10 protein-coding genes are annotated in these 10088 nt (G+C 70.9%); 5 read left to right on the top strand and 5 right to left on the bottom strand.

All coding sequences use genetic code 11. The annotated features are described in order from the left end of the window. Positions 1–63 precede the first annotated feature (63 nt). Positions 64–1005: a helix-turn-helix transcriptional regulator gene (locus Aco03nite_RS48680; protein ID WP_486303520.1), complete on the top strand. Its 942-nt coding sequence runs from the start codon at positions 64–66 to the stop codon at positions 1003–1005. Here the strand turns inward: Aco03nite_RS48680 and Aco03nite_RS48675 are convergent. Genes Aco03nite_RS48675 through Aco03nite_RS48665 form a run of 3 tightly spaced genes read right to left on the bottom strand, consistent with a single transcriptional unit; the run spans position 996 to position 3681 of the window. Beyond that, entirely contained in the window at positions 996–1910 is a 915-nt protein-coding gene (locus tag Aco03nite_RS48675; RefSeq protein WP_203809318.1) for an SDR family oxidoreductase, read from the bottom strand. The two genes, Aco03nite_RS48680 and Aco03nite_RS48675, sit on opposite strands and share 10 nt — an antisense overlap. A gap of 36 nt (positions 1911–1946) precedes the next feature. Continuing rightward, positions 1947–3209 carry a PQQ-dependent sugar dehydrogenase gene (locus Aco03nite_RS48670; RefSeq protein WP_203809316.1) on the bottom strand — a complete coding sequence of 421 codons (1263 nt, stop codon included), beginning with the start codon at positions 3207–3209 and terminating at the stop codon, positions 1947–1949. Positions 3210–3219: 10 nt separating this feature from the next. Continuing rightward, the gene (locus tag Aco03nite_RS48665) at positions 3220–3681 is read right to left on the bottom strand and encodes an Lrp/AsnC family transcriptional regulator (RefSeq protein ID WP_203809314.1); all 462 of its coding nucleotides are present in this window, start codon (positions 3679–3681) and stop codon (positions 3220–3222) included. A gap of 114 nt (positions 3682–3795) precedes the next feature. On the opposite strand from Aco03nite_RS48665, the gene Aco03nite_RS48660 reads away from it, so the two are divergent. From Aco03nite_RS48660 to Aco03nite_RS48650, 3 genes are all read left to right on the top strand, one after another. Continuing rightward, positions 3796–4875, top strand: a complete 1080-nt coding sequence (locus Aco03nite_RS48660) for a thiamine pyrophosphate-dependent dehydrogenase E1 component subunit alpha (protein WP_203809312.1) — start codon at positions 3796–3798, stop codon at positions 4873–4875. Positions 4876–4885: 10 nt separating this feature from the next. After that, positions 4886–5851, top strand: coding sequence for an alpha-ketoacid dehydrogenase subunit beta (locus Aco03nite_RS48655; protein ID WP_203809326.1), 966 nt, complete (start codon positions 4886–4888; stop codon positions 5849–5851). 73 nt (positions 5852–5924) lie between these two features. Beyond that, on the top strand, positions 5925–7316 hold the full coding sequence (locus Aco03nite_RS48650; protein ID WP_203809310.1) for a dihydrolipoamide acetyltransferase family protein: 1392 nt from the start codon (positions 5925–5927) through the stop codon (positions 7314–7316). Between the two features lie 28 nt (positions 7317–7344). Here the strand turns inward: Aco03nite_RS48650 and Aco03nite_RS48645 are convergent, their stop codons facing one another. Next, on the bottom strand, positions 7345–7839 hold the full coding sequence (locus Aco03nite_RS48645) for a hypothetical protein (protein WP_203809308.1): 495 nt from the start codon (positions 7837–7839) through the stop codon (positions 7345–7347). Between the two features lie 57 nt (positions 7840–7896). Here Aco03nite_RS48645 and Aco03nite_RS48640 point away from each other — a divergent pair, with 57 nt between their 5' ends. Next, the gene (locus Aco03nite_RS48640) at positions 7897–8652 is read left to right on the top strand and encodes a formylglycine-generating enzyme family protein (RefSeq protein WP_203809306.1); all 756 of its coding nucleotides are present in this window, start codon (positions 7897–7899) and stop codon (positions 8650–8652) included. Here Aco03nite_RS48640 and Aco03nite_RS48635 read toward each other — a convergent pair. After that, complete coding sequence (locus Aco03nite_RS48635; protein WP_203809297.1) at positions 8612–10084, bottom strand: DHA2 family efflux MFS transporter permease subunit; 1473 nt, start codon at positions 10082–10084, stop codon at positions 8612–8614. The two genes, Aco03nite_RS48640 and Aco03nite_RS48635, sit on opposite strands and share 41 nt — an antisense overlap. Positions 10085–10088 lie beyond the last annotated feature (4 nt).

Below are 10088 nucleotides of genomic sequence, written 5' to 3'. Positions count from 1 at the left end.
GACTGTGCCAAACCCTGACGATCTGGTTCGCGAACGGCTGACCGGCCACGGCAGGATGGCGGGGTGCGTGCGCCCCGCCTCTTCAAGATGGTCCTGCTGCTCCAGTCGCGGGGCTCGGCCACCGCCGCCGAACTCGCCACCGAACTGGGCGTCTCCGAGCGGACCGTCTACCGCGACATCGGTGAGCTGGGCGCCGCGGGCGTGCCGGTCTACGCCGAGCAGGGGCGACTCGGGGGTTACCGGCTCGTCGACGGCTACCGGACCCGGCTGACCGGGTTGAGCCCGGACGAGGCGGAAGCGCTGTTCCTGCTCGGCCTGGACGGCCCGGCCAAGGACATGGGCCTGGACGAACTGCTGGCCAGCGCCACGTTGAAGGCGCTGCCGGCCAGGTCGCGGCCGATCCGGCGGTTCCATCTGGACGTGCCCGGCTGGTTCCACGACGCCGAACCGCCGCCGGTGCTGACGGCGCTCGTCGAAGCGGTCTGGCGGGACCTGACCGTGACGGTGCGGTACCGCCGGAGGGACGGCGAGGTGACGCGACTGGTCCAGCCGTACGGCATCGTGTTGAAGGGTGGTGTCTGGTACCTGGTCGCCCGGATCGACGGTGACCAGCGCATCTATCGCGCCGACCGGATCCTCGACGTGACGGCGGGCGAACGTTTCGACCGGGACGCGTCGTTCGACCTGGCGGCGGTGTGGGCGGAACGGGCCGACGGTTTCGTCCGGCGGATGGCGACCGTGCAGGTCACCGTGCGGTTGAGCGCGGAGGGCCGGCGGGCGCTACGGCACGCGGTGGAGCCGCCCGCGGTCCGGGCCGCCGAACAGACGGCTTCCGAACCCGACGATCAGGACCGGATTGTCGTACGCCTGCCGCTGGAGTCCCTGGAGGTGGCGTACCACCAGCTGCTCTGTCTCGGCCCGGAGGTGGAGGTGCTGGAGCCGGAGCCGTTGCGCGAGCGGATGGCGGCCGCCGCGCGACGGCTCCGGGACCTGTATCAGCGGTAACCGGTCACGTCGGCCGGTTTACCGGTGTCCTGCACCTCGACCAGATAGCGCCAGGCGTCGGGGCGGCTGCCGTCCAGATCGGTGAACCCGTAGACCTGCGCCAGCTGCCCACTGGACAGCGACTGCCCGTTCCAGCGGGCCACCTCGGGATCGGCGGCGAGCGCGGCAACCGCCCGCCCGACATAGGCGGGAGTCTCCGAGATCGCGAAATGCGGCTCGGCCGTCAATGCGTCCCGCCAGTTCTCCTCGGTCACCCCGTAATGCTCGAGCATCATCTCCGACCGCAGCCAGCCCGGGGTCAACGCGACGGCGGTCCCCGCATGCTCCGCCAGCTCCTTGGATTGGGCGAACGCCATCCGCAGCACCGCGGTCTTGGCGAGATCGTAGAAGAACGACACCCGATAGTTGGCGCTGTTGTATTCCAGCGTCCCGTCGGTCATCTCGACAACCAGTCCACCCGGCCGCCGGATCAGCAGCGGCAGCGCGTAATGGCTGGTCAGGATGTGGGTGTCGATCGCCAGCCGGAGAATGCGCAACCCTTTGTCCAGGTCGTGCTCCCACAGTTTCTCGTCCCAGCTGAACAGCTGCTCGCCACCCCAGATGTCGTTGACCAGAACGTCCAGCCGCCCCTGCTCCGCATCGATTCTCTCGACCAGCGCCCGCACCTGCTCCGGCACCAGATGATCGACCTGAACGGCGATCCCGGTCCCCCCGGCAGCGGTGACCAGCTCCGCCGTCTCCTCGATCGTCTCCGGCCGGTCCATCTCCGAACGCTGCTCCCGGGTGGTGCGCCCGGTCGCGTAGACGGTCGCACCCCGGGCCCCCAGCTGAACGGCGACCTGCCGCCCAGCGCCACGCGTCGCCCCGGCAACGAGAGCAACTTTCCCTGTCAGATCCTGTTCCATGAACCGGACCCTGCCAGCAAAACCTGACGCCGGTTGTCAGCCTTTCCCGGTGGTTACCCGGTAGATCGCGCCCGCCTGGTCGTCGCTGACATACAGGGCGCCGTCCGGTCCCTGCACCGCCATCACCGGGCGCCCCCACCGTGAGCCGTCTGCCAGCTGGAAGCCGGTGAGCAGGGTCTGCTGGGGGCCGAGTGTGCCGTTCTCCCACTTGTAGAACGACACCTCCGGCGGGCGCGGCGGTTTGCGGTTCCACGAGCCGTGGATGCCGACCAGTGCGCCCGGCTCCGGGAGGGTGACGAAGCTCAGGCCGAGCGGGGCCGAGTGCGCACCCATCCCCTGTTCGGTCGGCGCCAGTTTGTCGCAGTCGAGTTTGGTGCCGTCCGGGTTGGTCTGCACGTCGCGCAGGAACGGCCGGTTGCTGTAGCTGACCGTGGGTTCCAGTTGCGGGTCCGGGTTGCAGTACGGCCAGCCCAGTTCGCGGCCCTCGGTCAGCCGGGCCAGCTGCTCCATCGGGTGGTCGTTGACGTACGCCTGTACCACGTCGTGTTTGTAGCCGCCGTACCCGTCGGCGGGCAGTCCGACATTGTCCCGGTGGTTGACGGCGGTCCACACCGCGCCGTCCGGGTCGACGGCCAGCCCGGTACCGTTGCGCACTCCGTGCGCGTAGACCGTCGGCTTTCCGCCGCCGGGGGCCACCTTCAGGATCGACGCGCGTTCCGGGGTGGCAGTCCGGTCCTGCTCGGAGATGTTGCCCGTCGACCCGACCGACACGTAGATCGCCCCGTCCTTACCCACGGTGACGCTCTTGAGGGCGTGCGAGTAGGCGCCGCGCAGTTCCGGGCTCTTGTCGTCCGGCAGATCGTCCACGACGATCCGGCGACCCGAGACCACACCCTTGCCGTACGTGTACGCATTGACCTGATCACTCTCGGCCACGTACAGGGTGTCCTTGTCGAATGCCAGCCCGTGCGGCTGGTTCAGTCCGCTGACCAGGGTCTGCTGCGTCGCGTCCTTGCCGAGCGAGATCACGTCGCCGAACTTGGGCCGTGACACCAGCAGCCGCTCGTCGGGTGTCCACGCGAGCAGCCGCGCCTTGTCCACCCGGGCGAACACGCTGACCGTCCACCCGGATGGCGCCATCAGCTGCCGGTCGGTGTCGAACGGCGCCTGCCCGGTCGCCGCGACCGTGGTGGCGACGAGACCCGTCGTCTGCTGGGGCGCCGGCTCTCCGGCGGGCTCCGACGAGCAGCCCGCCAGACCCAGCACCAGTACCGCCAAACCGCGCGTAATCGTCCTCACCGGTGCATCTCTACCGACCGGGAGGCGGCGCCGCAACCTCCCGGTCGGGTGTCGACTCCTCGAACAGCAGCAGCGTGCGGGTGTTGATGACGCCCGGCATGCCCTGAATCTCGTCCAGCACGAGGTGCCGCAGCTCGGTGTTGTCGGCGACCCGGACCAGAAGGATCACGTCGAAGTCGCCACCGACCAGGCCGATGTGCACGACACCCGGCAATGCCCGCAGCTTGCCGAGGACCTCGCGCCAGTTGGCTTGCTGCAGGTTGAGGGTCACATAGGCCGCGGTGGTCAGCCCGGCGGCGACCGGATCCACGTCGGCGTGGAATCCACGGATCACCCCGGTCTGCTGGAGACGGGCGACCCGGGCGTACGCGTTGGCCCGGGAGATGTGCAACGTCTCGGCGAGTGTCCGCATCGACATCCGGCCGTCGGATGCCAGCGCCCGCAGAATCAGCCGATCGGTATCGTCGAGCATCGTCGCTCCCTCACCCGTTGGACGTTCGGCCACACGTACGGCCGAAATCTGGAACTTTTTCTCGTTCTTCGGCCACCTATGGTGTTCGATTGGCTCGCTGGAAACAATCCCTGCATGACACGTGACGCAGCTCTCCTGCTGCCGTCCACGGAGCCGGTGACGCTCATCGACCCGGACGGCCACCCCGTTCCCGTCGGCCAGGACATGCCCGACCCGCAGGCACTTCTCCACGCGTACGCTGCCCTGATCGCCGCCCGGCGCCTCAACGACCAGGCCGGCGCCCTGGTCCGGCAGGGCCGGCTCGCGGTCTACCCGTCGTCGCACGGCCAGGAGGCCTGCCAGGTCGCCTGCGTGCAGGTCCTCGACGACGGCGACTGGCTGTTCCCCACCTACCGTGACACCGCCGCGATCGTGGCCCGCGGTGTCGACCCGGTGCAGGCGCTCACCCTGCTGCGCGGCGACTGGCACAACGGTTACGACCCGGCCGCCACCCGGGTCGCGCCGCAGGCCACCCCGCTCGCCACCCATCTGCTGCACGCCGTCGGGGTCGCGCACGCGGCCCGGCTGCGCGGCGAACCGACGGTGGTGATGGCCACCTGCGGCGACGGCGCGACCAGCGAGGGCGACTTCCACGAGGCCCTCAACTTCGCCGCCGTCTTCCGTACGCCGGTGGTGTTCTTCGTGCAGAACAACCACTACGCGATCTCGGTGCCGCTGGACCGGCAGACCGCCGCGCCGTCGCTCGCGCACAAGGGCGTCGGCTACGGCATCCCCGGCGAGCGGGTCGACGGCAACGACGTGGCCGCGCTGCTCAGCGTGCTCGGCGCCGCCGTCGACCGGGCCCGCTCCGGTGACGGGCCGCAGCTGATCGAGGCGCACACCTACCGGGTGCAGGCGCACACCAACGCCGACGACCCCGGCCGGTACCGCTCCGCCGACGAGGTCACGCCGTGGCTGGCCAAGGACCCGATCATGCGGTTGGAGACGTTCCTGCGGGGTCGCGGTCTGCTCGACGACGACACCATTGCGGCGTACGTGGAACAGGCCTCGCTGGTGGCCGAGCGGATGCGCACCGGGCTGGCCGGCGAACCCGAGACCGACTACCGGGATCTCTTCGCGCACGTCTACGCCGAACCCACTCCGCAACTGCTGGACCAGCAGGCTCTGGTGGCTGACGAGGTGTCCCGTGACTGAAAAACTCACCATGGCCGCCGCCCTCAACCGGGCGCTGCGCGACGCCATGCGCGCCGACGACACCGTGGTGATGTTCGGTGAGGACGTCGGCCCGCTCGGCGGCGTCTTCCGGATCACCGACGGCCTGACCGCGGAGTTCGGTGACCAGCGCTGCTTCGACACCCCGCTCGCCGAGTCCGGCATCCTCGGCATGGCGATCGGGATGGCCATGAACGGCATGCGCCCGGTCGTGGAGATGCAGTTCGACGCGTTCGCGTACCCGGCGTTCGAGCAGGTGGTCAGCCACGCGGCGAAGATGCGCAACCGGACCCGCGGCAAGCTGACGGTGCCGATCGTCATCCGGATCCCGTACGCCGGTGGCATCGGCGGGGTGGAGCACCACTGCGACTCGTCGGAGGCGTACTACGCGCACACCCCCGGGCTGCACGTGGTCGCCCCGTCCGATCCGGCCGACGCGTACGGGCTGCTGCGGCACGCCATCGCGTCCGACGATCCGGTGGTCTTCCTGGAGCCGAAGAAGCTCTACTTCGCGCGGGCCGAAGCCGACCTGACCGCCCCGGTTCCCCCGATCGGCACGGCGGTGATCAGGCGGCCCGGCACCGACGCCACCCTGATCGCTTACGGTCCGGCCGTGCCTGTCGCCCTGGAGGCCGCCGAGGCCGCCGCGCAGGAGGGCCGCAGTCTGCAGGTGGTCGACGTGCGGTCGATCGTCCCGTTCGACGACGACACGGTGTGTGACGCGGTCCGGTCCACCGGCCGGGCCGTGGTGGTGGCCGAGGCCGCCGGGTTCGGCAGCGTGTCCGCCGAGGTGGTGGCGCGGGTGACCGAACGCTGCTTCCACTGGCTGCACGCCCCGATCAGGCGGGTGACCGGTTTCGACATCCCGTACCCGCCGCCGAAGCTGGAACACTTCCACCTCCCGTCGGTGGACCGCGTCCTGGACGCCGTCGACGACCTGCAGTGGGAGGACGCGTGACCACCTTCCTGCCGCCCGACCGAGGTGAGGGGCGCATGACCACCCTCCTGCCGCCCGACCGAGGTGAGGGCGCATGACCACCTTTCTGCTGCCCGACCTGGGTGAGGGTCTGACCGAGGCGGAGATCGTCCGCTGGCTGGTGGCCGAGGGCGACCTGATCGAGGTCGACCAGCCGGTGGTCGAGGTGGAGACCGCGAAAGCGGTGGTGGAGGTCCCGTCCCCGCACGCCGGCCGGGTCGCCACCCGGCACGCCGCCGAGGGCACCACCCTGGACGTGGGTTCCCCGCTGCTGACCGTGGCCGAGCCGGGCACCTCCGGCAACGTCCTGATCGGCTACGGCACCACCCCCGACCGGGCCACCGGCCGCCACCGCCGCCCCCGGGCTTCCCGCCCGGCCGACCTGCCCCTCTCCCCCGCGCCGCCACAGCCCGCCGCCCCGCAAACCGCGCCGCCACAGCCCACCGCACCCACGGCCGCGCCTCCGCTACCCGCCGCGCCCGAAGCAGCGCCGCCGCAACCCTCCGCACTCACCATCGCGCCTCCGCAACCTGCCGCACCGGAGACTGTGCCTTCGCAGCCCACCGCCCGGAAAGTCGTGCCGATGGTGTTGTCGCCGTTGGTTCGCCGCTTCGCTCGGGAACAGGGCGTGGACCTCACCTCCCTGACCGGCACCGGACCCGGCGGGGTGATCACCCGGAGTGACGTCGCTGCGGCGACGGCACCCTTCTCACAGCCGGTGACGGCACCCACCCCACAGCCGGTGACGACGGCGGCCAGCGGTGAGCGGCGTGTTCCGCTGAGCGGGTTCCGGAAGCAGGTCTCGGCGGTGCTCAGCCGCAGCCGCGCCGAGATCCCCGAGGCGACCATCTGGGTGGACGTGGACGCGACCGCCCTGTGGGAACTGCGCGAACGCGGCCGGTCCACCCCCGGATCGCCCGGTCTGCTCGCCTACGTGGCCCGGTTCGTGGTGGCCGGCCTGCGCGAATACCCGGTGTTCAACGCCCGCCTGGACACCGAACGCCAGGAGATCGTCGAACTCGACCGGATCAATCTGGGCATCGCCGTCCAGTCCGACCGCGGCCTGGTCGTCCCGGCGATCACCGCCGCCGAGACGATGACCACAATCGGCCTGGACGTCGCGATCCGTGACCTGACGGCCCGGGCCCGCCGGGGCGAGTCCACCCCGGCGGAACTGTCGTCGGGCACGTTCACCCTGAACAACTACGGTGCGTTCCGGGTCGACGGCAGCGCCGCCATCATCAACCACCCCCAGGTGGCGATGATCGGAATCGGCCGGATCATCGACCGCCCCTGGGTGGTGGACGGGGCGTTGACCGTACGGAAAGTGACGCAGTTGTCCTTTGTCTTTGATCATCGGGTGTGTGACGGCGGTGCGGCTGCCGGTTTCCTGCGCTCGGTGGCCGACGCCATGGAGGACCCGCCGTCGGCTCTGGACCGGCTGTGATCGGAGACTTCGGTGAGCGTGCCGGGCCTCAGTCCGGCACGCTCTCCAGGTCGAGCAGGTAGCCGCGCCCGGCCGGATCGTGCTCGATCTCCTGCACCGGATGCTGATAGCCGGCGCCGCTGATCCGCACGATCCCCCGCACCAACCATGACCGATTCAGATCAAGACCCCAACGTTCCCGAACCGCTTCCACGAGCTGCTCCCCGGCGACGCCGACGGTCCCTTCGACCCCGACGTGGGTGAGCCCGACCCGCGCGCGGACCTCGGCGATGAACGCCACCTCGTCCTTGGCCGACTCCTCGGTGACGTGGAACGGGATCCCACCGGACCGCAGAACCCACCCGCCGTAGAAGGAGTCCCGAACCGCCGGAACCACCAGCCCGACCAGCCCTCCGGTGTCCGGCCCGGCCACCACCCGCCGCCGGCAGCGCAGACTCAGCCCGAGCGGCACCGGCGCTCCCACCCGGGCCCGAAACCCCGTACCGACTTGATCAGCGGACACCAGAACCCCGAGCAGCTGCATGCCGCCCTTCTTCCCCGTCGCCGCCGATCTCATGCCCGGCCGGTAGCGTTCGGCGGCATGTGGAACGAGATCACCGTGGCCGGGCTCCCGGCCTGGCAGCACACCCCGTCCGGAGTGGTCTTCCGGGCGGTTCCGGGCGGCACCTTCCGGATGGGCCTGTCCGAGGAGGAACTGGCGGCGGTCCGCGCGATCGACCGCAACGGCGGCACCGAGGACTCCCTGGACTCGTTCTTCGCCGGGGCCGGGGACGCCCAGCCGGTTCGCGAGGTGCGTGTCGAGCCGTTCCTGATCGCCCGGCACCCGCTGACGGTCACGCAGGTTCGGCATTGGCTGCCGGAGTACGAGGACGACTACGCCGACGCCGATTCCGGCGCCGCCCACCTCGAGGACGACCTGGACGACCTGCTCGAGGCGCTGCCGTTCCGGCTGCCGAGCGAGGCCGAGTGGGAGTACGCGGCCCGGGCCGGCACCACCACCCTGACCTTCCGCGGCGACGGCAAACCGGGCGCGGACCAACTGGTCGACGACTTCGGTGACGAGCAGCGGATCGCCGCCGCCGAGAACGCGTTCGGCCTGGCCGGGATGGGTTCGTCGAACGAGTTGTGCGCCGACGTGTGGATCTCCGGTTTCACCGGCGCCCCGTCCGACGCCCGCCCCCGCACCGGCGACGGCCCCCGAACCGCCCGGGGCGGCGCCGCCGACCTCTACCCGTGGCAGGGCTGCGACGAGTGGCTGCTTTTGCTCGCCGCCACCCGCTACGAACAGCCGGAGTTCACCTCTGTTCGTCCGGTCGCACCGCTGCCCCGGGGGTAGCGGCCAGGGGCGGGCCGCACGGGTCGCAGAAGGTGTCGGCGGGGGTGGGCTTGGTCAGGCGGTTCGGGATCAGGAACCAGGCCAGCACTCCGCCGGCCGTCATCAGGGCCGCGCAGATCAGCATCGACGACCGGTAGACCGGGGCCAGCGCCTCCGCGTCGGTCAGGCTGCCGGCTCCGAGGCCGGCCGCAAGCGGCAGCACCGCCACCGACAGCAGACCGGCAGCCCGGGCGACCGCGTTGTTGACGCCGGAGGCGATGCCGGCGCGGGAGTCGTCCACCGACCCGAGGGCGGTCGCGGTCAGCGGTGCCACCAGCAGAGCCAACCCCAGACCGAAAAGGATCACCGGCGGCAGTACGTCGACCAGATAGCCGGCGCCGTAGCCGACCGCCGACAGCCACACCAGAGCGGCAGCGCAGACCAGTGGCCCGGCGGTCATCGGGATGCGCGGCCCGATCCGCCGCGCCAGCCCACCGGAGCGGGCCGACAGCAGCAGCATCAGCACCGTGATCGGCAACAGGGCCAGACCGCCGGCCAGCGGGCTGAACCCGGCGACCACCTGCAGATTCAGCACCACCAGGAAGAACACGCCACCGTTGGCGGCGTACACCAGGAAAGTGACCGCGTTGGCGCCGCTGAACGCCGCCGACCGGAAGATCCCGAGCGGCAGCATCGGATCCGCGGACCTGCGCTCCACCAGCACGAACGCGACCAGTCCGGCCACCCCGGCGATCAGCGAGGCCAGCACCACCGGGTCACCCGGGCCGTCGGCGGGCCACGCGGTGAAGCCGTAGGTCAGGCCGGCGAGCCCGATCGCGCCGCAGAGCAGGCCCGGCACGTCGAAGGAACGGGCGGCGGCCGGATCCCGGGACTCGGGCACGTGCCGGGCGGCCACCCACAGCACCAGCAACGCCACCGGCACGTTGATCAGGAAGATCAGGCGCCAACTGCCGATCTCCACCAGCCAGCCACCCAGGAACGGGCCCAGCGCACCACCGATGCCACCGAGCCCGGACCAGGCGCCGATGGCCCGGGGCCGGTCCTCCGGGTCGAAGCCGGCCTCCAGGATGGCCAGCGCGCCGGGCGTCAGCAGGGCCCCGCCGACCCCTTGCAGGATCCGGGCGGCGACCAGCAACTCGATCGAGGTGGCGAGCCCGCAGAGCAGCGAGGCCAGCGCGAACCAGGCGACGCCGGTGACGAAGACCCGCTTACGCCCGAACCGGTCCCCCAGCGATCCCCCGAGCAGCACCAGCGACGCAAGGCTGAGCGCATACCCGTTGACCGTCCACTGCAGGCCCGACGCCTCGGCCCGGAGGTCCTCCCCGATGGTCGGCAGCGCGATGTTGACGACGGTGGAGTCGATGAAGGCCAGGCTCGACCCGAGCACGGTGGCCAGCAGAACCCACCGCCCGGCCGCTGATCCGTAACGCATGCCG

The organism is Actinoplanes couchii (assembly GCF_016862075.1).
In the GTDB taxonomy this organism is placed as follows: Bacteria; Actinomycetota; Actinomycetes; order Mycobacteriales; family Micromonosporaceae; genus Actinoplanes; species Actinoplanes couchii.
This window is presented reverse-complemented; position numbering and strand designations above follow the sequence as displayed.

Bases quoted from the DNA above. Each gene is read 5' to 3' on its own strand.
- Aco03nite_RS48675 (WP_203809318.1), bottom strand. From the start codon at position 1,910: ATGGAACAGGATCTGACAGGGAAAGTTGCTCTCGTTGCCGGGGCGACG.
- Aco03nite_RS48665 (WP_203809314.1), bottom strand. From the start codon at position 3,681: ATGCTCGACGATACCGATCGGCTGATTCTGCGGGCGCTGGCATCCGAC.
- Aco03nite_RS48660 (WP_203809312.1), top strand. From the start codon at position 3,796: ATGACACGTGACGCAGCTCTCCTGCTGCCGTCCACGGAGCCGGTGACG.
- Aco03nite_RS48655 (WP_203809326.1), top strand. From the start codon at position 4,886: ATGGCCGCCGCCCTCAACCGGGCGCTGCGCGACGCCATGCGCGCCGAC.
- Aco03nite_RS48650 (WP_203809310.1), top strand. From the start codon at position 5,925: ATGACCACCTTTCTGCTGCCCGACCTGGGTGAGGGTCTGACCGAGGCG.
- Aco03nite_RS48645 (WP_203809308.1), bottom strand. From the start codon at position 7,839: ATGCAGCTGCTCGGGGTTCTGGTGTCCGCTGATCAAGTCGGTACGGGG.
- Aco03nite_RS48640 (WP_203809306.1), top strand. From the start codon at position 7,897: ATGTGGAACGAGATCACCGTGGCCGGGCTCCCGGCCTGGCAGCACACC.
- Aco03nite_RS48635 (WP_203809297.1), bottom strand. From the start codon at position 10,084: ATGCGTTACGGATCAGCGGCCGGGCGGTGGGTTCTGCTGGCCACCGTG.